Below are 21,491 nucleotides of genomic sequence, written 5' to 3'. Positions count from 1 at the left end.
TTTAATGCATAGTTAACACTACAACGTTTTAGTTAATAATAGTTTTATAATTGCCTAAAAAACAACTAAAAAGAAGACGCTTTAATTTTGCGAAGTTTGTTTATGTGTTATAAAATCTGGCGAGGTGTTTTCTTCAATAATTTCTTCGTTGGGTTGTGCTTCTTTTTTACTTTTAAATAAATTTTGAAGTAATTCTTTAAATGTATCAAAATCTACATTATACGATAAACCAACACCTTGTGTGTAACCAATTTGTTCTCCAAAATTTTGGATACTATTTTCTCTATTAAATACTTTTGCTACTAGTGTGCCTTCTTCATTTAACAGAAATTCTATTTGCACATCGCCGGCTACTACAGTGTTTGTAGCGTCACTACCGCCAATAGGCACACCAACTTTACCGTTAATAAGTACTCTATCACTTATTTGGGTTTGTAGTGTTAAACCCACTCTATCATTGGTTTGATAATCGGGTCTGTTTTGGCCAGCTTCATAATTTAAACCTAAGTTAAGTTTACCATCACCGTTTGAAAAAATACCGTTTATAATGCCGTTGAGTCTTTCAGCTATAGTTCCAGAAAAATTCAACTCATTTAAACCTCTTGAAAACGAACCTGTAGAAATTAAATACAGGGCTTGGTTTTGCATATCTTCAGGAGAATCTAATCTATATTGAAGCTCAGATTTTACTGCAGAATTTACATTAGGAAATTCAAAACTAAACTCGGGGTCTGGTTGTTCAAGTTCTCCTGTTAGTGCAATATTTAATTCAACGGGAATGCTTCTGTTTATAGGATTATCAAGTAAAGGCGATGGGTTTGCTTGTGTTTTGTAAATGGCTAGCATATCAATTCTAGCTTTTAACGGATCTCCTTCCCAGTTTATTGATCCACCGGGTTGCACAATAAATTGTTTTTGCACCAAACCACCGTAAGCAAAATTGTAAACACCTTTAAATACCGAAAAATCTCCCCACATATCAAACTTTCCGTTTGTATTTATTTCAACTAAAATACCTCCGCGGCCATTACCTTTTAATGAATGCCCAGTACTTTTGTCTATTATAATCTCTAGGTCTGCATCTTCTGTAATATCAACATCAAAATCTAATTCTAATCCTTTTATATCATCAAAAACGTAGGCTTTGTTTTTGTTTTTGGCTTCTTTTTCTTCTTTTGAAACCAGCCTTATAAAGGTATTATCACCAAACGATTCAGTGTCATTTAAAGGAATTTTAAATACAGTTCCGGGTTTTGTTTGCGCTACCACACTAATAGTTAATTGATCTGTAGGACCAAAAATTTTAGCTTCACCACCTATAAAACCACGTCCATAATACAGCGCATCATCGGTTTCTTGGGTATCTAAAACTAGCAATCGTTTTGTATTAATATCTAAATCTAAATCCCATTTTGATAAATTAACATGGTTTAATGTACCGTTTAATGTACCGCCAGAGTTAAATTTTGTATCAATTAATTCAATATTATTAAAAATAAAACTTTGCGCTTTTAATGTTACTTGTTCTTTATTTTTAAAGGCATAATCAACATTTAAATAGGGTATTGTAAAACCTGCGTCGGCTAGGGTTAATGAGCCGTTAATATTGGGTTTTTTAGTGTCTCCAATAAGTTTTACTTTACCCGAAACTTCACCCCTAATATTTGATAAAACATCATAAAGCAGCGGGTTTAAGGGTGCTAGTTTGAAATCATCAAACATTAAATCTACATTAAGGTTAGATTGCCGCCTATTTACTACAATATCTCCTTTTGCTGTAAAGGATTTTGATATGTTATTTTTTATTGAAGCATCAACTAAATAATGTGTTAAATTGTCATTTCCTGTTATTTGGGCATTAAAATCGCCTAAGGGAAAGTTGTTTACTGCAAAATCATTAATTACTATGGTTGAATTGGGTAAATAGCTGCCGTTTTTTTGAAGAATATCTAATTTACCATTTACGTTTCCTGCTAAAGATAAACTATCAATATCTGGTGTTATTTTAGCAAGATTTACATTTTTAAAGTTGAGTTTTATGTCTTTTTGAGTAGAATCTTTTAAAAAGCCTGAAAGTTTAATTTCCTCGTTTTTATGATTTATTTTAAAATTATCTACATTGAATTTTGATAACGATTTATCAAACGATATTTTGTTAAACCTATCACCAGCTTCATTAATAAACCATTTGCGATTTTTTACTGTAAAATCTGATTTTTTAAAACCTATAACCGATTCTTTATTTTCATTAATTGTGTGATAAAAACTTAGGTTAAAATCATCATCATTTCGTTTACCTCCTTTGAATTCAGACCGCATAAATAGCGTATCATTTACAGTAACATTAATTAAATTAAATTTTGATACGTTGTAAAATTTGGTATTTAAACTATCTATTTCTACATAGGTATTAAAAAGTGGATTACTGTTATCTACCTGCACCTCAATGTTATCTGCAAAGTAATTATACACTTTAATTTGAGGCGATTTAAACGTTAGTTTAAACTTGGTTTCATCACTCTCAACACGCCCTCGTATAAAGGTGTTTTTACCTAACTCTATTTCAGGAAAAATAACTTCGGCTATTTTATTATAAATTTTAAAATTAAAATCTATGCCCTGATTTGTACGTACTTTATGTGGTTGATAATTGGTGTAAATATGGCCAATTGAGTTTTCAAAAAGCTTTTTTAAATCTTTAAAAACAAAGGTGCCTTTTAAATTGCCCTCAACAATATCGGGCGATTTAAATTCAATATAACGCGTGGTATTTTCAAAACGTGAAGAAATGTCAAATTTTTTGAAATAGTAAGTATCGTGTTCATTTTTGTAGGTTGTGTTGCTAAATGATATTACACCCTTAGCATCATCTAAACTACTACTATTCATATTCATTTTAACCCTACTTTTAAAAATTGAAATACTGTCTTTTTTTACAAAGTTTAGGGTGTTTAGGTTGGCATAATCTACTTTTGCCTCAAAATCGTATTTTTTTACTTCTTCAGAAAAATCTACTAAACCATTAAAATTTAATTGTAAGTTTCTGTCATTTACAATTAAATTACCATCAAAAATTTTATTTATTACTTTACCGGCTACTTTTATTTTGTTGTAATTATAGTTGTTATAAATTACATTAAAAACATCGCCACTTACTTGTGTGTTTAAATTTTCGGTAATAAAACCATTTCCGTTCACATCAAAATTAAGTGAGCCTATGCCAATTTTTGGTTCGTCTAGAAAAGTACCAAAATCAAAATCTTTTAAAGCTATATTTCCTTTATATGTTGCGTTGTCAATGTCATTTACCTTATTTATTTCAAGGTTAGAATCTATAAAACCAATATCAGTATTAATTTCTACATCGGCATTTATAAGTGTTGATGTTATTTGGGTATTTCCAACTATGGTAAAGCGGCCTAACCTATCAAAGGTTGAAGGTATGGCATCACCAATTACATTGGGTAATAAATTGGTTAAATCTTGATAGGTAGAGGTTAAATTTGAAAAACGCCCATTCATGTAAAAGTTATTTTCTTTACTATTAAATAGGTTTTCAAAATAAATATTGCCTTGTATTTTAGTGCTTCGGCTAGTACTTAAATTTAAATTTGTAGCTTTTAAGTTATTTAAAGTTCCTGAAACCTCAGTACTAAATTCTGCTCTTTGTGTTTTACCAAATTCGTTGTAAAGAATATTTAATTCATTTAACAGAATATTTGAGTCTTTAAAATTAGCGTTAATTTGAACTTTATCTGTAAAGTATTGCAAATCTTCGCGGTTGTATGTAAATTTAATATTACCGTTTAAAACCGATTCTGGTGTTTTAAGCACCAGGTCATTAAAAGTCATGCTTGTTAAAGTATACTCAAAATTAGTCATCATATCTTTAACTACTAATCCACGACTATCAACAAATGCTAGTTTATTAATTCTGGTACTAACATCACTTCCTTTTATTAAAAAATTAGTGCCGTTAATGTTTAAGTTTGAAAAATCTAACCGTTTTGGGGTTTCGCGGTTTTCATCAATAAGTCTAAAAATACCGTTGTAAATTGATACATCACTAGATGACAAAAGAAAAGTACCGCTACTTTTTTTAGGGTTATCACCTTCTAACTTGGCTATAAAAACATCTAAATTAGTATCGGTTTCGCCTTTATAGGTTTTAATATTTAATATTAAATCAATAATATCAATATCACCAAAAGTCATTTTATTATTAACTAAATTTCTAAAACTTAAAATAGAGGTATTAAGCTCAGTAATGCCAATTAAGGTGTCTTTTTTATAATCTTCAACATAAATATTTTTAAACTCTACATCGCCATTAAACTGTAAACCAACTTTTTCAATATTTATATTTGTGCCAAATTCTTTATTTAGCTCTTTAGTAGCATAATTACCTAAACTTGTTTGAATTGAAGGAATAGAAAACACCAACACCAAAATGATGAACAAAAGCAGGAAAATCCCCGCTATTTTAAGTGCTATTTTAAGTGCTTTTTTGATATGCGATAAAATTATTGATATTATTAAGAATAAACTATTTTTGTACTTACGTTTATTAAAATAGTTTTAGACGTTTATTATAATGCCAAAATTAACAATTATTGTGCCTAATATTTATTAATGGATTCACAAAATATTTATATACTAGGAATAGAGTCTTCATGCGATGATACCGCTGCCGCTATAATACACAACGGTAAAATTTTAAGTAATGTTATTGCCAACCAAAAAATACACGAAGCATATGGTGGTGTTGTACCAGAATTAGCCTCTAGAGCACACCAACAAAACATTGTACCTGTTGTGCACCAAGCTTTAAAAAAAGCAGGAATTACCAAAGAAAACTTAAACGCTGTAGCCTTTACACGTGGCCCTGGTTTAATGGGTAGTTTACTTGTGGGTACATCATTTGCAAAATCTTTGGCCTATGGCTTAAACATTCCGTTAATTGATGTTAACCATATGCAAGGCCATATTTTAGCACATTATATTGATGAAGAAGGTTTTGAGAAACCACCATTTCCGTTTTTAGCCATGACCATTTCTGGCGGCCATACACAAATAGTAAAAGTGAATCATTATTTTGATATGGAAGTTATTGGTGAAACTATTGATGATGCCGTTGGCGAAGCATTTGATAAAAGCGGAAAAATTTTAGGCCTTGGTTATCCTGCTGGCCCTGAAATTGATAAGCGTGCCAAACTTGGTAACCCTAAAGCGTTTAAATTTACTAAACCAAAAGTTGATGGTTTAAACTTTAGTTTTTCTGGCTTAAAAACAGGTATTATGTATTTTATTCAGCGTGAAACAAAAGAAAACCCCAATTTTATTGAAGAAAATATAAATGATATTTGTGCATCAATACAATACACCATTATTGGTATTTTAATTGATAAATTGAAAAAAGCATCAAAAGAAACCGGTATAAAACACATTGCTATTGGTGGTGGTGTATCTGCCAATTCAGGAATACGTCAGGCTTTAAAAGATGGCGAACAAAAATTTGGCTGGACTACCTACATTCCTAAATTTGAATACACCACAGATAACGCTGCTATGATTGCCATTGTTGGTTATTTAAAATACTTAGAAGGCTACTCCACAGCTCAAAACATAATGGCTTCTGCCCGATTAAAAATATAAAACATTTATACTTTAAAAACCCCAAATTTACATTATGAAAAAAACATTACTTTTTTTATTTACACTAACTTTTACACAATTATTTGCACAAAGCACTACCGAAAAAGAGCTTGAAACCATTGAAACACCAGAACAAATAGAAAGTTATTTAGCTACTAAAAATTCTAAAAAAAATAAGGTAATTACGTTTAACGAAGAAAAGCATAAAACCATATTAGCTAAAGCTCTTTTTAAATTAGGTATTGGTAGAACAAAAACAGTTGAAAACGAATTTGAAAAAACCTTTTACAAAGTAGTTGCTAAAAAAAGTAAAACGTATTATCGTGCTTCATATATTTATTTAGATGGTTCAAAATACACACTTGAAAGTATTAATGATTTAAGAAAAAATATCATTGGGCGCTACAATGCAGGAGCAACTTTTAATTTTTTAGCTAAACAATATTCCATGGATGCTAATGCCAACAAAGGAGGCGATTTAGGTTGGTTTACTAATGGCGATTTACATCCCGATTTTGAACAAGCAATTTTAAAAAACACACATACCATTGGTGAAGCTTTCACCCTAGATATTCCATCACAAAACTGGTATTATGTGGTTGTTTTAACTGAAGAGCCTAAAGAAATTCCTGAAATTGAAGTGCTAAAAATTGTAGAGCCTAAAGTTTAATTTTTTAGAAAAGCATAATACAAAATTAAACTTAAAATAACTCGCAGTATTAAAAATAGCATCAATTTTAGGCAAACAAATTGATACTATGAACAAACATAACAGCAGAAGACATTTTCTTCAAAAAGCGCTATTTGCAACAGGCGGCATTATTTTAGCCCCAAATTTTATTAGTTGTAAAAGTGATGACGATTTAGGTTTTAATTTTGATACTACTAACTTTACAACCACCAAATTTAAAGAAGGTGTTGCTAGTTTTGATCCTACGGACTCTAAAGTAATTATATGGACGCGCTACAGTGGTACAACCCAAGAAATTGTATGGGAAATTGCTACTGATAGTAACTTTAAAAATAAAATTAGAGACGGTAAAGTAACTACAAATGCTGATAGAGATTTTACTGTAGCTATAGAAGTTACTCAACTAGAGGAAAATCAAAAATTATATTACCGCTTTGTTAACATTGAAGACCAAGAAGTATCTGTTATTGGTGAAACTATAACGTTACCCAAAGATGCCTCTAGCGCAAAATTAGCAGTGTGTTCTTGTTCAAACTATCAAGCAGGTTTGTTTAATGTTTATGATGCCATGGCTAATTCTGAGGCAGACATTATAATTCATTTAGGCGATTATTTTTATGAATATGCCGCTGGCGGATATGGTTCTACAGCAGAAAATGCCAGTTTAAACAGGTTTCATGAACCAGACAGAGAAGTTATAACTTTAGAAGATTACAGAACACGTTTCAAACAATATAAATCTGATGTTTCATTACAGTTAGCCCACCAAAAAAAACCATTTATTTGCGTTTGGGATGACCATGAAATAGCTAACGATGCTTATAAAAACGGTGCTGAAAACCATGACGAAACTACTGAAGGAAGTTTTGAAACAAGAAAGCAAAATGCCCTAAAAGCATACAGTGAGTTTTTACCTTTTTCTAGATTACAACAAGATGATAATAGTTTAATTTACAGAAACATAAACATAGGAAACCTTGTTAACTTAATAATGCTAGATACCCGTTTAATAGGTAGAGATAAACAACTAGACATTTTTAGTTATTTTGGTACCTCAGGTTTTGATGTAGCCGCATTTCAAACAGATATAAGCAACCCTAACAGAAGCATTTTAGGCGAAACTCAGCGTAATTGGCTATTAAACCAAATAAATGCAAGCAACGCAAAATGGCAAGTTTTAGGGCAACAGGTTTTAATGGGCAAAATGTATATTCCTGCTGAAATGCTTACTGCTTTTGGCGCTTCTAATTTTACCGAAGTTTTAACAGAATTAGTAACAATTAAGTCTAGGCTTTTACAAAACGATCCTACATTAACCGAACAAGAAAAAGCCCGTGTAACTACTGTTTTACCTTATAATTTAGATGCTTGGGATGGTTACCCAGCAGAACGCGAAATTATTTACAACGCTTTAAACGGTAAAAAAATAATAACCCTAGCCGGTGATACCCATAACGCTTGGAGCAACACATTAAAAACACTAAATAACACTGAAGTTGGTATAGAATTAGCAACAGCCGGTGTAAGTTCTCCAGGTTTTGAAAGCTTTATTGGTACAGACCCTACAACAGTGGCTAGTTTTGAACAAGCCTTAACCATTTTAATAGATGATTTAAATTACTTTGATGCCTCAAAACGTGGTTTTTTAATGGCTACTTTTACAAGTACCGAAGTAAAATCTGAATGGATTTTTGTAGACACTATTTTAACATCAAACTACAGAACCGAAATAGGAAATACCATAACCTATTCTTAATAAAAATATACATTTTTAAAATGAAAAGCTGAGTTTGTTAAAACTCGGCTTTTTTGTTTTTATACTTTATTAATAACTTGTCTTTTTTAAATACCTTTGCTTAAAACACAAGGTTTTAAATGCAACTATTTTACAATCCTGATATTACTGAAAACACAACCCAAATCATCTTTCCTAAAGATGAAAGTAAGCATATTATTAAAGTACTACGCAAAAACATAGACGATGTTTTAAATATTACAAATGGTAACGGTTGGTTATTTAAAGCCCAAATAACAATGCCAAATATTAACAAATGCATTGCTAATATTATTTCAAAAGAAAAACAAGATAAAAAAAACTACAGCTTGCATTTAGCTGTGGCTCCAACCAAAATGAACGACCGCTATGAGTGGTTTTTAGAAAAAGCCACCGAAATTGGCATTGATAGTATTACACCTATTATTTGCGACCATAGCGAACGAAAAGTAATAAAACCGGAACGCTTTGAGCGTATTTTGCAATCGGCCATGAAACAATCATTACACTATTACATACCTAAACTTAATAACGCTGTAACGTTTAAAGATTTTATTACTCAAAATTTTGAAGGCAACACATACATTGCACATTGCGAAGAAACCGATAAAAAATCACTTAAAAGTGAACTAAAACCACATACAAATGTTACCATTTTAATTGGTCCTGAAGGCGATTTTAGCACACAAGAAATAGAAACTGCTTTAGCAAATAAATTTATTCCTGTAACTTTGGGAAATACCAGATTAAGAACAGAAACCGCTGCCATTGTTGCATGCCATTCTGTTGCTTTTGTTAATGAATAACCATGAAAAAACTAGTATTTCTTTTAACCTTTTACTCATTTATTTTAAATATAAATGCGCAAGAATTAGCTGTTTTAAAATATAGTGGTGGTGGCGATTGGTATAGCAACCCAACAGCATTACCCAACCTTATAAACTACTGCAATACGCACATTAACACCCAATTAGAAACCAATGTACAAAATGTTGAAGTTGGTAGTACCGATATTTTTCAATTTCCGTTTGTGCACATGACAGGGCATGGACACGTTTTTTTTAGTGATGATGATGCTGAAAACTTAAGGAATTACTTAACTTCTGGTGGCTTTTTACATATTGATGATAATTATGGCATGCAGCCTTTTATAACTGATGAATTAAAAAAAGTTTTTCCAGATAAGGAATTGGTTGAATTACCCGCTAACCATAAAATTTTTAATATAGCTTATAATTTTCCAAATGGGTTACCTAAAATACATGAGCACGATGGTAAACGCCCACAAGCTTTTGGTATTTTTGAAAAAGATAGGCTTGTATTATTATTTACTTTTGAAAGTGATTTAGGTGATGGTTGGGAAGATGAGGCTGTGCACAATGACCCTGCCAATGTGCGAGAAAAAGCACTAAAAATGGGGGCAAATATTATTAAGTATGTTTTTGAAAACTAACATTAATAGTAAACTTAAAATTTAAAAATATTTTGCAGCTAACCCATTATAACACTAAATTTTCAAAACAAATATTTCCTGTTACTGTGGTTTGTAACAACGTAACTAATGCTCCAAATATTGGAAGCTTATTTAGAATTTGCGATGCGTTTGGTGTTGAAAAACTTATACTTTGTTGTGAAAACATTCCGTTTGGGCGTAAAATGACAAAAACATCAAGAGCTACCCAAAAGTCTGTTAATTATCATATAGAATCAAACATTAGCAACACCATTTCAACATTACAAAACAAAGGCTATTATATAATTTCATTAGAAATAACTAACAACAGTAAACCTATTCATACATTTAATTTTTCTGAAGTAAAAAAACCTATTGCTTTAATTATTGGCGATGAAAATTTTGGAGTTTCACAGAATATTTTAGAAATTTCAAACGCTGTCATTCATATTAATATGTTTGGGCAAAACAGCAGCATGAATGTTGTACAAGCCACAAACATAGCCCTTTATGAAATTACAAAACAGTTATTGTAACAATTTATGGGCTAAAAAATGATATTATTATATATTTACTAAATGAACTCTAAAATAATTGCCAACGGTATTTTACGTGCTATAGCCATAATTTGTGGTATATTTTTAGTGCTATTGTTTTTGTATAAAATTCAATCGGTTATTGGATATATTGCCATTGCCGCTGTAATATCGTTAATTGGCAGACCTATTGTGTTGTTTTTAGAAAGGCGCCTAAAATTTAAAAACACCATAGCTGTAGTTGTAACCATGGTGCTTCTTTTAGGTATATTTGCAGGTTTAATTAGCTTGTTTATTCCGTTAATTATTAAACAAGGGCAAAATTTATCATTATTAAACATCAATGAATTACAAAGTGATATAGAAACACTATACACTGAAATAATTACGTATTTTGATTTACATCAAATTGATGTTGAGCAATCATTAAAAGACTCCAATCTGTTTTCAAAACTAGATTTCTCGGTAATTCCAAACTTTTTAAACTCGGTAATTAGTGGCTTAGGCAGCTTTAGTATTGGGCTTTTTTCGGTGTTATTTATTTCATTTTTCTTTTTAAAAGACAGTCGTTTATTTGAAAACAGCATATTAACACTTATACCTGATAATAAAGAAACACGCTGGAAAGCGTCTTCTGAAAAAATAAAAGATTTACTATCACGCTACTTTGTTGGGCTAATTTTTCAAATACTCATTTTGTTTATTATTTACATGATTGGGTTGTTAATTATTGGTGTTGAAAACGCTGTAGTTATTGCCTTTTTATGTGCTTTACTAAATTTAATTCCGTACGTGGGCCCATTAATTGGCGGCCTTTTAATGGTTACCTTAACCATGACAAGCTCACTTGGGCAAAGTTTTAGTGACGTTATATTACCAAAAACATTGTGGGTATTACTTATAATTGCTATTGGCCAATTGGTTGATAATTTTGCTAGCCAGCCTATAATTTTTTCAAAAAGTGTAAAATCGCACCCTCTAGAAATATTTTTAGTTATTTTAATTGCAGGTATTTTATTTGGTGTTTTAGGGCTAATAATTGCTGTACCTGCTTACACTGCTATTAAAGTAATTTTAAAAGCCTTTTTATCTGAAAACAAAATAGTTAAAAAACTTACAAAAGATTTATAGTTACTATTGAATTTAGCCATTTTAAATACTGAAGTTCAGGAATTTATTTCAGAAAACCTTCAAACAGATATTAACGCAATACTACTAAAAGGTACTAATTTTGAAGGTGTTGATACTAAAGCTATTGTTGCGCAAATTGAAGCTAAAAAACGTTGTAAAACCAAACTTAGCACATGGTTTAATACCACCAACATTTATTACCCAAACAAATTAAATATTGAACAAACCTCATCAGAAATAACAGCTAAATACAAAGCTGAACTAATTTCTGGCAATACTATTATTGATGTAACTGGTGGTTTTGGTGTAGATTGTTTTTATTTTTCAAAACACTTTAAGGCTGTTACACATTGCGAAATAAACGAAACCCTATCTGAAATTGTAGCGCATAACTACAAACAACTTCAAATAGAAAATATAACTACTGTTAAAACCGATGGGATTGCCTATTTACAATCTGAACCAAAAACCTATGATTGGATATATATTGATCCATCACGCAGGCATGACAGTAAAGGGAAAGTCTTTTTTTTAAAAGATTGTTTACCTAATGTACCAGAACATTTAGAGTTACTTTTTAAAACAGCAAAAAACATACTTGTAAAAACATCGCCATTATTAGATATTTCAATTGGCATTAACGAGCTAAACCATGTTAAAACCATACATATTGTTGCTGTAAATAATGAAGTAAAAGAACTACTTTGGGTTTTAGAGCATGATTACAACAATGCTATTACTATTAAAACGGTAAACATAAAAAAAGACACCAACGCTTATTTTAATTTCAACTTTAGCATCTCAACACATGCTAACTATAGCAAACCACTTTCTTTTTTATATGAACCCAATGCTGCTATTTTAAAATCAGGGGCTTTTAACCAAATTACACAACAATTGCCCGTTTTTAAGTTACATCAACATTCACATTTGTATACCAACGAAACGATGTTAGAAACATTTCCTGGGCGCATTTTTAAAATAGAAAACAACATAGCTTATAACAAAAAAGTATTTAAAAAATTAGGCATTTCAAAAGCAAATATTACCACCCGAAACTTCCCGGAAACGGTACAACAAATTAGAAAAAAATTACATATTAAAGATGGTGGTAGTTTGTATATTTTCTTCACAACAGATATTGATAATAATAAAATAGCGTTACTTTGCAGCAAAGTTTAAAGGCAAATGACGGTAAATGATTTAGAAGGCACATATACCATTATTGGTACCAACCAAAATGAAACCAATATACAATACAGAGGCACACTTACACTAACTACTGATGATTATAATAGAGTTGTTGCTAAATGGCTTATTAACAACCAACAAAAACAGACAGGTTATGGCTTTTTTAAAGACCACATTTTAGTAATTAATTTTGAATATTTAGGTGTTGATAATGATGTGTTTACAGGCGTAGTTGTTTATAAATGTTTAACGAAAGATATTTTAGAAGGTTTTTGGTCTGAAACCTATGGCGACCCCAATTTTTTAGGAACCGAGCGGTGCTTTAGAGTAAAAACGGAAGCTCATGTTAATTAACTTCGAGGTTTACTTAACTGCCTATCATACATTACAATACTACCTGCAACTGAAACATTTAAACTTAAAGTTGACTTGAATTTAACTAAAAAATGCGATTTTTCAATCGCTTCTTTAGTTAACCCATGATCTTCAGCTCCTAATAAATATACACATCGCCTTGGGTGATTAAAAGTCTCTAAATCTTGAGCGCTCTCATCTAATTCTACCCCAACAATACGTGTACCTTTGGGTAAATTATTAAAAAAGTCTTCAAAAGTGTTGTAGTGATAATAAGGCATTGATTTAACAGCGTCATGTGTATCACACGCTTGTTTGGCATACCTGTTGCCAATAGAAAAGATAAAACTAGCACCTAAGTTTTGGGCAGATCTCCATAAAACACCTAAATTTTCAGGAGTTTTACCATTTAAAATACCAATTCCAAAAAACTCATTTATAAAATTATTGTTCATACCACAAAAGTATCAAACAATAACAAACTTAGCTTCTTTAATTATACAAAACTACATAGGCATTTAAGCTAGTAGCAATGGTCATCCAAATTAAGTAAGGTAAAATAAATAACGTATTATAGCTAAGATCTTTTTTAAACTTAAACGTAAAATATCCTATTATTAACCAAAGCAGTGTTATGATTACTAAACCAATAGCTGTAAGGTGTTTGTTAAAAAAGAATAAGTTCCAACTTACATTTAAAACCCATTGTAAAGAATATAAAAGAATTAGTTTTTTATCAAAAAGATAAAATTGAAAGCTTAGTTTGGTCATGTAAAGCGCAAATAAAACCATTATGGTAGTCCATGCTGCACCAAAAACCCAACCGGGTGGCGTCCACGGAGCTTTATTTAAATTTTGATACCAAGGAGTTTGTGGTCCTTCATTCATCAATAAAGTACCAATGTACAATGCCAAAAAATTAGCAACTAAAAATATAAAAAAACGAATTATTGGTTTAAACATGTAACTAATTTAATAAATTTTGATAGAATCTATCAATAACTTAAAGCTTTCGTCTTTTTTATTACCGATTAATAGTGCTATCTCTTCAATATTTTCTGATGAAAAGTTAGCTATATCTAGCTTTCTTCCTCTAAAAGATGGATAAAAATCGTTTAGCAATAAGGTAATCTCTTCCCACTCGCCTGTTGTATTAAATGTTTGTATGTACCAATAACGTTGATATATATTAGATTTTATTCTAAACTGATATTTTTTTCCGTCCCCTTTAACTTTTAAAACTATTTTAGAATGACTTTTATCAAAATTGATGGATTCTGTATGTCTTGTCATAGCAAAACCTCCATTATTTTTGGTGGAAACATCTCCTGAAAACACAGCATAGCCATCACTAGTTAAACTCATAGAAGAATTTGATAGGCCTCCCATAACAACATCATTAGTAATATTCCATGATTCTATAGGGTATGAATTTGAAAAATCTGCTATCATAATATGTGTTTGTATAAATAATAAATTTAAAAGATAAAGGAACATCATATTATTATAATTTTAAACTAACAATACCTGCGTCTATTGGAAATACTTGTCCTGAAATAGCCAAAGCGTTATCTGACAATAAATAATTTGCTAAACTCGCAACATCAGTAGGTTGTAAATAGGTTTTTAATGGATGTCTATTCTCCATGTTTTCTTTTTGTTTGTCGTTTCTTAATAGTTTGTCTGCTAATGATGTTTCTGTAACAGTAGGTGCAATACAATTAAAACGTACCTTGGTAGCAAATTCTCCGGCCAGTGATTTTGTTAAACCTTCTACGGCAGATTTACTTGCTGCAACACTTGCATGAAAAGGCATTCCTAACTTAGTTGCTACCGTACTAAACAATACTACACTACCGTTGTTATTCTTTAAATTATTAACATATTTTTGAATAACCTTAACAGCTCCTAAAACATTAATCTCAAAATCAGCTCTAAAATCATCTAAACTTAATAGGTTAATAGGTTTTAAATTAATACTACCTGGGCAATACACTAATCCATTAATTGTCGATTCTATTTCTGGCAGCTCGTCCTCTAAAACATTTACGGCGTAATTGGTAACATTAGTATGTGATATTGCTGCTGTTCTACTAATGTTAATAACCTTATGAGTATCTTTTAAGCTGTTTATAATGGCAGCTCCAATACCTTTACTCCCTCCTACTACTATAATTGTTTTCATATTTTATCTTTTAGATATTTTATTATTAGATATATTTCTTTGTCTTGAACATTTAAAACGACCTTTTATAAATGCTCTTTTAGCTTCATGTTTTGTAGCTCTACCTTGAACTCTTTTGCGCCACATTTTAAAACTAGAAGGCTTCATTTCTCTTCGCATTAAGTTAATAACCTCCTGCTCTTTTAAACCAAATTGAAACTGAATAGCATCAAAAGTGGTTCTATCTTCCCAAGCCATTTCAATAATTCTATCGATTTCTCTATCCGTCATAATAATCTAGATTTAGATATTCATTTTTATAATCAATCATTTTTGAAATGAATTTCTTATTCTCTGAATAGTTTTTGTTTTTTAAAAATTTTATAAAACTTCCTTCGGCATGAATGCTAAAAAACGAAGCGTTGTACACTACTAATTTGTGGTATGGAATACACCATGAAAAGCGCTCTAATCTGTTTGTAAAATGCACTAAAATACCTTTAGGACGCATTTCGATGTTTCCATAATTTAATTCTGAAAATTGAACTTTCTTTGATTTTAATTTCTGGCTTACTTCTGCTATAATAAAACGGCCAGAACCTACTCCATTCAGTTTAACTTTATTTAGTAACGAGAATGGTTTCCCTAGTAATTCTTTACTATGGACTAAAAAGTCTTCATTTGTATATGTGGTATTAAATATCATTATTCATCTCTTAACATTCTACTTCTATTATCAATTGTATGCTTTTTTAAAATTCTATAGCTTTCTCTACGTACTTCAGGATCTTTTTTCATATTCCATAAAATATCACTAGCACGTTTTCTATTCTCTTTAATATCTACAATTGGAGCTGGATAATCTTCCCCAATAATGCAATTATTAAATTGTTGCTCTAAAGGAGTCAATAAATAGGGTTCATGAATAAAAGGAACTGGTAAATGAGCTAATTCAGGCACCCATTTTTTTATGAAAACAGCATCAGGGTCATGTTCTTGTCCATTTTTAACAGGATTATAAATTCTTAAATTATTAATACCTGTTTCACCTGCTTGCATCTGTAATTGTGGAAAATGAATACCAGGTTCAAAATCAAGAAATAAGCGTGATAAATGATGGGTTGCCTCTTGCCATGGTTGCCATAAAATATGCGTAAAAAAAGATACTAACATAGCGCGCATTCTAAAATTTATATAACCTGTTTGTGCTAAACAACGCATAGAAGCATCTACTAAAGGAAAACCCGTATATCCTGTTTCCCAAGCAGTTTTATAGGTTTCTGATATAGATTTTTTTAGCTTATGATATCCCTTATTAACACTTGCATTTTCCATAGTAGACTCCATTTCGAACTTTTGAATGAAGTGCGCTTGCCATCGTAATCGAGATATAAAAGCGCTTAAATGTCTTTTATTTTTTGATTGCGCTTTAACTTCTTTGGCTTTTTGAAATACGGTTCTGATAGATACATTTCCCCAAGCTATATATGGTGATAACCTACTGCAACTACTTCTAGACGCTTCTGGTTTAGATATATGAAACATATATTTTTCATATCGTTCATTAAAAAAAGAATCTGCATACTTCCAAGCCATTTTTGTTCCGCCATATTGAAAATTTACGTCTTTTTCTGTTGATAAATCTGTAATATGAAAATACTTACTTATGTTTTGGATTTCATCAATACTAATAAAATTTTCAGAAGAAGCTTCAAAAGGTATTTGTGGTAAATACATATAACGTTCCCACTTATCAAACCAATCTTCTCTATTTAATAAACCTCTTAATACACCATTATTTATATTTTCTATCCATTCAATAGAATTGTTTCTACAATATCTAGCGAATTCTTTATCTCTATTAAAAGTAACTTGTAATCCTGTTTCTTGATGAGAAAATACTTGTGTTACATCAAAATTGGTAAGTAACTGATTAAAAATGGCAAAAATTTCTCCAGTGGCACAAAAAACTTGCGTGTTATAGTGTTTTAAATCTTCGTTTAAATCTTGAATAGATTGTTTTATAAAGTTCCAATGACGCTTACTGTAATGTGCATCTTGAAGTAGTAAATTTTCGAAAACAAACATAAAAAGCACTCTGTTTCCTGACTGTAAAGCGTTATATATTGCTTCATTATCATGTAAACGCAAATCTCGTTTTAACCAAACAACAGATATGTTTTCTTTTTTACTCATTTATAATAAATTAAGCTGTGTTTCTTTTTTAGGATTTTCTAATTGTTCAAAAAACATAGCAGCGTTTTTAAAATGAGTTTCTCTTTTGGAATTATCCATTTTATCTAAATTGGACAATAACATATTTAAACGTGGATTTTTACTCAAAAAACTTCTGTTTTTATCCATAAAATTCCAAAATAAACCATCCCAAATTTGCTGCCATTCTCCATTAGGATAGTCACTCATTTTTTTTATATAATTACTACTACTTATATAGGGTTTTGTAGACATTAAACCACCGTCTGCAAACAAAGTCATACCATATACATTTGGTACCATAACCCAATCATAAGCATCAATAAACAACTCCATAAACCATTTGTAAACCTCATCAGGGTCAAACTCACATAACAACATAAAATTTCCTAAAATCATTAAACGTTCTATGTGATGCGCATATCCTGTTTTTAATAGTTTTTTAATTGTAGTATCTATAGGATCAATACCGGTTGTTCCGGTATAAAATGAAGCTGGTATTTTTCTAGTATGATTCCAAAAATTCTTTGTACGTTCTTCGGTACCTTTTACTTCATAAACACCTCTTATAAATTCTCTCCACCCTAAAATTTGTCTGACAAAACCTTCTAAAGAATTAATAGGAATGTCATTTTTAGCCGCAAAATCTATAGCCTCTTCAATTACATATAATGGAGATAATAATCCAACATTAATTAAAGGAGATAGAATACTGTGATTTAAAAAATGTTCTTTTTTTACAATAGCATCTTCATAAGCTCCAAAATCATGAAAACGCACCTTAAAAAAATCTTGTAACCAATCTTCAGATTCTTTAAAAGTTGTAGGATAGTACTGGATTGAATCTACCTCACCTATATTATTTTTAAAGTTGGCATTTACATAACCTACTGCTTCTTTAAAGTGTTTATTAACCTTTGGATATGTAATAGTTGGAGGTGTTTTATCTTTTGGATATTTTTTTCTGTTATCTGCATCAAAAGTCCATTTACCACCAACGGGTTCACCGTTTGTGACTAAAATATTTCTATCTGTACGTTGATTTTTATAAAATGACGTTTGAAAAAATTTCTTTTTGTTGGGTTTAAAAAATGAACTTAATTCTTCTTTAGAATTTATAAATAACGGATTTTCATAATACTGAATTGATATTTGCTCTGAAAAAGTTTTTATTCTTTTCTCCAGCCAATTATCAGTAGGGTTTATTATATGAACTGTTGTTATCTCTTCATCAATAAAAAAAGAAAATAACTTTCTAACATCACTTCTTTTATCTGATGCTTCTACATAGGTAACTTTGAAACCTTTGTCTACTAAAAAGCTTTCATAAAATTTCATACTTGCTCTATGGAAAGCTACTTTTTGTTTATGAAAATTATATTGACTAAAAAACAAGTATTCTTCTACTAAAAACACAGTTGTTTTTGATGGTAAAAACTCAGTATTTTTAAATAATTGATGCGGAAATATAACAGTAACTTCATTCATAACTAAAAAAGTGTTGGTTGTAACCACATGCGTTGAAAAGCACCTTTGCCATCATACCTTTCTGCCTGTAGCTGAACATTAAACTTTCTATCTCTTGGATCATTCCCTACACCTGCTACATATTGCCAATTTCCGTAGTTACTGTGTACATCATAATCTATTAACATACTCTCAAAATATGCAGCTCCAATTCGCCAATCTAACAGCAATTCTTTAGCAAAATAAGATGCTACATTTTGCCTTCCTCTATTACTCATCCAACCAGTTAATTTTAACTCTATCATATTCGCGTTTACAAATGGCTCTTGAGTTTCTCCGTTAATCCATCGATCTATTTGAGCTTGACTTTCTTTCCAATCGTAGTGTATGTTTTTTAAACCACTAATTTTAAACAGCTTATTTTGGTGTTTTAAAGCAATAAACTTGAAATAATCTCTCCAAATAAGCTCAAAAATCATCCAGTAGGTAGATTGATTTCCACCAAATTCATTTTCAAACTCTCTAACTTTCCAATAAATGGTTTTTGCTGAGATGCTTCCGTTTGCTAGCCATGATGAAAATTTAGAACTATAATCTGTCCCAATAAGTCCGTTTCTTGTTTTCTTGTAAAAAGCTAGCTTTTTAGTATTAAAAAAATAATCATTTAACCTTTGTAACGCGGCTGTTTCTCCTCCTTTAAAAGGAAAAGCAGTATTTACAGGAAGCTCAAATGAATCGAAGCCTAATGCTTTTAAAGATGGTACTTTAGATTCAGAAACTGATACTTTTGTTTCTTTTTTAGGGAGAAGTGAGAACCTTGATCTTACTTCTGATAATTTTTCAACCTTTTTTCTAAATATTGTAAAAACCTCTGGTAGTTTTCTAATAGAAAATGGCACATCATCTGGATGAAATAAAAACTGATCATAAAAACTATGAGTTGTTACATGTTTTGGCAAGTTTTTTAATACAGCATCTATTTGTTTGTTTTCTTCACTAGTAAACTCTTTCTGAAAAAAGAGGGCGTCCGCTTTGTTTTCTAAACATACACTTGTAACCACCTGTTGCGGACACCCATAATAAATAGAAAAAGGAACATTTAAATATTGTAAGTTTTTTTGAAGATCTATAACCGATTCTCTTAAAAACTGTGCTCTATATTTTTCAATTTTTTTAAATCCAAACTGTGTTTTTGTAAATAATTCCTCATCAAAACAATACACTGCAATTACTTGCTTGTAATTAGCACAAGCCTGATATAAAGCTTCATTATCTTGAACACGTAAATTATTAGTAAACCATACTATGGCTGTTTTGTTTTGCTGCATTTTTTACTACAATATTTTACATTCTCCCAGTCTCGCTCCCATTTTTTTCGCCATGTAAATGGTCGTTCGCAAACAGGACATATTTTACTGGGTAAATGTTGTTTTTTTCTACTTGTCATTAGCTACTAAAGCCTTTATCATACCATTAAAAACAAAGGCATGAAATGGTAAAACCGAGAACCAATATAGGCGACCCCAAATACCTTTGGGCCTAAAAACGGCACGCTGAAATAATTGATTTTTTACTATTTTAAATTCTAACCAAGCCTCTCCAGGTAGTTTCATTTCGGCAAATAACAATAGGCGTTTTTCTTCTTTATCGGCTAATAAAACACGCCAAAAATCTACCGGATCACCAGGCTCTAAATATGTATTATGTGTTCTGCCTCGCCTTAAGCCAACACCACCAAACAACTTATCTATATAACCTCTAATACGCCATAGCCAATTGAAACTATACCACCCGTTTTCTCCGCCAATAGACCATATTTTATTTAGTGTTTGAGTTTCGTTACTAACAGGTACAGAACGTAAATCTTTAAAACACCCATATTGCGGAATTTGTATATGTTTACTTAATTGTGAATTGAAAACACCACTACTCATAGCATCTTTCCAACTGGAAACAACAGCATTTTGCTCTATTTTTTGAAAAGCTAGGTCTACTGCTTTTTTATAGGTAATAGGAAAAACTCCAAGAATTTGATTGATATTACTTGGTTTTGCTACTACTTCAACTTTCATACTATCAACTAAAGCTTTTGCCAAATTAAATGATGTTGATGTTACAAAATACAACCAGTATGACGACATTTTTGGTGACAATACAGGCAAAGTAATTATATACCTTTTAAACCCTCTAACATTTGCAAACTGCAATAGCATTTGTTTGTAGGTTAAAACCTCGGGGCCACAAATATCAAAAGACTTATTTAATAGTTTTGGGTTTAATAATGCCCGTTCTAAAAACAGTAAAACATCTCTAATAGCAATAGGCTGTGTTTTTGTATTTAACCACTTGGGCGTTATCATTATTGGTAGTTTTTCAACTATATCTCTTATAATTTCAAATGATGCGCTACCACTACCCACTATAATACCTGCTCTAAATGTGGTTAATGCATAGTTTTTTGATTGCAAAGTATTTTCAACCTGCAATCTAGATTTTAAGTGTGTAGATAATGATTTGTCATTAACAATACCACTTAAATAAATAACCTGCTTGCAATTAGTTTTTTCAACCAATGTTTTAAAATTTTGAGCACATTTTTTTTCTAAATTCTCAAAATTATTGGCTGTTGTTGCCATAGAATGAATAAGATAATATGCGGCATCAATATCTTTAGGTAAATCTGGTAAGTTGCTGTTTAAAAAATCAACTTTTATAAATTCAACTTGGTTTTTAAATTCTATTTCATCAGGAATTCTGTTTAAATCACGTACACAACACACCAACTCGTGCCCGCTTTCAATTAGCTTTAAAGCGAGCCTTTTGGCAATATAACCGGTTGTTCCTGTGATTAAAATTTTCAT

The 21,491-nt window shown here is 30.7% G+C and carries 21 protein-coding genes; 9 read left to right on the top strand and 12 right to left on the bottom strand.

The window, feature by feature from the left end; translation table 11 throughout:
• Positions 1-81: 81 nt before the first annotated feature.
• Complete coding sequence (locus tag FUA26_RS00835) at positions 82-4,440, bottom strand: translocation/assembly module TamB domain-containing protein (RefSeq protein ID WP_246109043.1); 4,359 nt, start codon at positions 4,438-4,440, stop codon at positions 82-84.
• A 192-nt stretch (positions 4,441-4,632) separates the two neighbouring features.
• Between FUA26_RS00835 and tsaD the strand changes: the two genes are divergently transcribed.
• From tsaD to FUA26_RS00790, 9 genes are all read left to right on the top strand, one after another.
• Positions 4,633-5,655 carry a tRNA (adenosine(37)-N6)-threonylcarbamoyltransferase complex transferase subunit TsaD gene (gene tsaD / locus FUA26_RS00830; RefSeq protein ID WP_147130517.1) on the top strand — a complete coding sequence of 341 codons (1,023 nt, stop codon included), beginning with the start codon at positions 4,633-4,635 and terminating at the stop codon, positions 5,653-5,655.
• 34 nt (positions 5,656-5,689) lie between these two features.
• Entirely contained in the window at positions 5,690-6,325 is a 636-nt protein-coding gene (locus FUA26_RS00825) for a peptidylprolyl isomerase (RefSeq protein WP_147130516.1), read from the top strand.
• 88 nt (positions 6,326-6,413) lie between these two features.
• Positions 6,414-8,102, top strand: a complete 1,689-nt coding sequence (locus FUA26_RS00820; protein WP_147130514.1) for an alkaline phosphatase D family protein — start codon at positions 6,414-6,416, stop codon at positions 8,100-8,102.
• A gap of 119 nt (positions 8,103-8,221) precedes the next feature.
• Positions 8,222-8,926 (top strand): 16S rRNA (uracil(1498)-N(3))-methyltransferase, encoded by a 705-nt coding sequence (locus tag FUA26_RS00815; protein ID WP_147130512.1) that lies wholly within the window; start codon positions 8,222-8,224, stop codon positions 8,924-8,926.
• Positions 8,927-8,928: 2 nt separating this feature from the next.
• The gene (locus FUA26_RS00810) at positions 8,929-9,573 is read left to right on the top strand and encodes a DUF4159 domain-containing protein (protein ID WP_147130510.1); all 645 of its coding nucleotides are present in this window, start codon (positions 8,929-8,931) and stop codon (positions 9,571-9,573) included.
• 32 nt (positions 9,574-9,605) lie between these two features.
• Entirely contained in the window at positions 9,606-10,109 is a 504-nt protein-coding gene (locus FUA26_RS00805) for a TrmH family RNA methyltransferase (protein WP_147130508.1), read from the top strand.
• Between the two features lie 42 nt (positions 10,110-10,151).
• Entirely contained in the window at positions 10,152-11,240 is a 1,089-nt protein-coding gene (locus tag FUA26_RS00800; protein WP_147130506.1) for an AI-2E family transporter, read from the top strand.
• Positions 11,241-11,246: 6 nt separating this feature from the next.
• Positions 11,247-12,422, top strand: a complete 1,176-nt coding sequence (locus FUA26_RS00795; RefSeq protein ID WP_147130504.1) for a THUMP-like domain-containing protein — start codon at positions 11,247-11,249, stop codon at positions 12,420-12,422.
• A 6-nt stretch (positions 12,423-12,428) separates the two neighbouring features.
• The gene (locus tag FUA26_RS00790; protein ID WP_147130502.1) at positions 12,429-12,785 is read left to right on the top strand and encodes a hypothetical protein; all 357 of its coding nucleotides are present in this window, start codon (positions 12,429-12,431) and stop codon (positions 12,783-12,785) included.
• Here FUA26_RS00790 and FUA26_RS00785 read toward each other — a convergent pair.
• Genes FUA26_RS00785 through FUA26_RS00735 form a run of 11 tightly spaced genes read right to left on the bottom strand, consistent with a single transcriptional unit; the run spans position 12,782 to position 21,491 of the window.
• Entirely contained in the window at positions 12,782-13,240 is a 459-nt protein-coding gene (locus tag FUA26_RS00785; protein WP_147130500.1) for an RNA methyltransferase, read from the bottom strand. The two genes, FUA26_RS00790 and FUA26_RS00785, sit on opposite strands and share 4 nt — an antisense overlap.
• A 37-nt stretch (positions 13,241-13,277) precedes the next feature.
• Positions 13,278-13,748 carry a TspO/MBR family protein gene (locus tag FUA26_RS00780; protein WP_147130498.1) on the bottom strand — a complete coding sequence of 157 codons (471 nt, stop codon included), beginning with the start codon at positions 13,746-13,748 and terminating at the stop codon, positions 13,278-13,280.
• A 9-nt stretch (positions 13,749-13,757) separates the two neighbouring features.
• The gene (locus FUA26_RS00775; RefSeq protein ID WP_147130497.1) at positions 13,758-14,285 is read right to left on the bottom strand and encodes a CIA30 family protein; all 528 of its coding nucleotides are present in this window, start codon (positions 14,283-14,285) and stop codon (positions 13,758-13,760) included.
• A gap of 4 nt (positions 14,286-14,289) precedes the next feature.
• Complete coding sequence (locus FUA26_RS00770) at positions 14,290-14,970, bottom strand: SDR family NAD(P)-dependent oxidoreductase (protein ID WP_147130495.1); 681 nt, start codon at positions 14,968-14,970, stop codon at positions 14,290-14,292.
• Between the two features lie 3 nt (positions 14,971-14,973).
• Entirely contained in the window at positions 14,974-15,240 is a 267-nt protein-coding gene (locus tag FUA26_RS00765) for a TIGR03643 family protein (protein ID WP_147130493.1), read from the bottom strand.
• Positions 15,230-15,655 carry a hypothetical protein gene (locus FUA26_RS00760; RefSeq protein WP_147130491.1) on the bottom strand — a complete coding sequence of 142 codons (426 nt, stop codon included), beginning with the start codon at positions 15,653-15,655 and terminating at the stop codon, positions 15,230-15,232. Before FUA26_RS00760 ends, FUA26_RS00765 begins: the two co-directional genes overlap by 11 nt.
• The gene (locus FUA26_RS00755) at positions 15,655-17,145 is read right to left on the bottom strand and encodes a cryptochrome/deoxyribodipyrimidine photo-lyase family protein (RefSeq protein WP_147130489.1); all 1,491 of its coding nucleotides are present in this window, start codon (positions 17,143-17,145) and stop codon (positions 15,655-15,657) included. Before FUA26_RS00755 ends, FUA26_RS00760 begins: the two co-directional genes overlap by 1 nt.
• Positions 17,146-18,651 (bottom strand): cryptochrome/photolyase family protein, encoded by a 1,506-nt coding sequence (locus FUA26_RS00750; protein WP_147130488.1) that lies wholly within the window; start codon positions 18,649-18,651, stop codon positions 17,146-17,148.
• A gap of 2 nt (positions 18,652-18,653) precedes the next feature.
• Entirely contained in the window at positions 18,654-19,958 is a 1,305-nt protein-coding gene (locus tag FUA26_RS00745; protein WP_147130486.1) for a DASH family cryptochrome, read from the bottom strand.
• Positions 19,934-20,077, bottom strand: a complete 144-nt coding sequence (locus FUA26_RS00740; RefSeq protein WP_147130484.1) for a DUF2256 domain-containing protein — start codon at positions 20,075-20,077, stop codon at positions 19,934-19,936. The genes FUA26_RS00745 and FUA26_RS00740 overlap by 25 nt, the downstream gene beginning before the upstream one ends.
• Positions 20,067-21,491: an SDR family oxidoreductase gene (locus FUA26_RS00735; protein WP_147130482.1), complete on the bottom strand. Its 1,425-nt coding sequence runs from the start codon at positions 21,489-21,491 to the stop codon at positions 20,067-20,069. The genes FUA26_RS00740 and FUA26_RS00735 overlap by 11 nt, the downstream gene beginning before the upstream one ends.

This window comes from Seonamhaeicola algicola (assembly GCF_007997385.1).
Taxonomy (GTDB): domain Bacteria; phylum Bacteroidota; class Bacteroidia; order Flavobacteriales; family Flavobacteriaceae; genus Seonamhaeicola; species Seonamhaeicola algicola.
The sequence above is the reverse complement of the archived record's forward strand: the minus strand, read 5'-3'. Positions and strand labels throughout refer to the sequence as shown.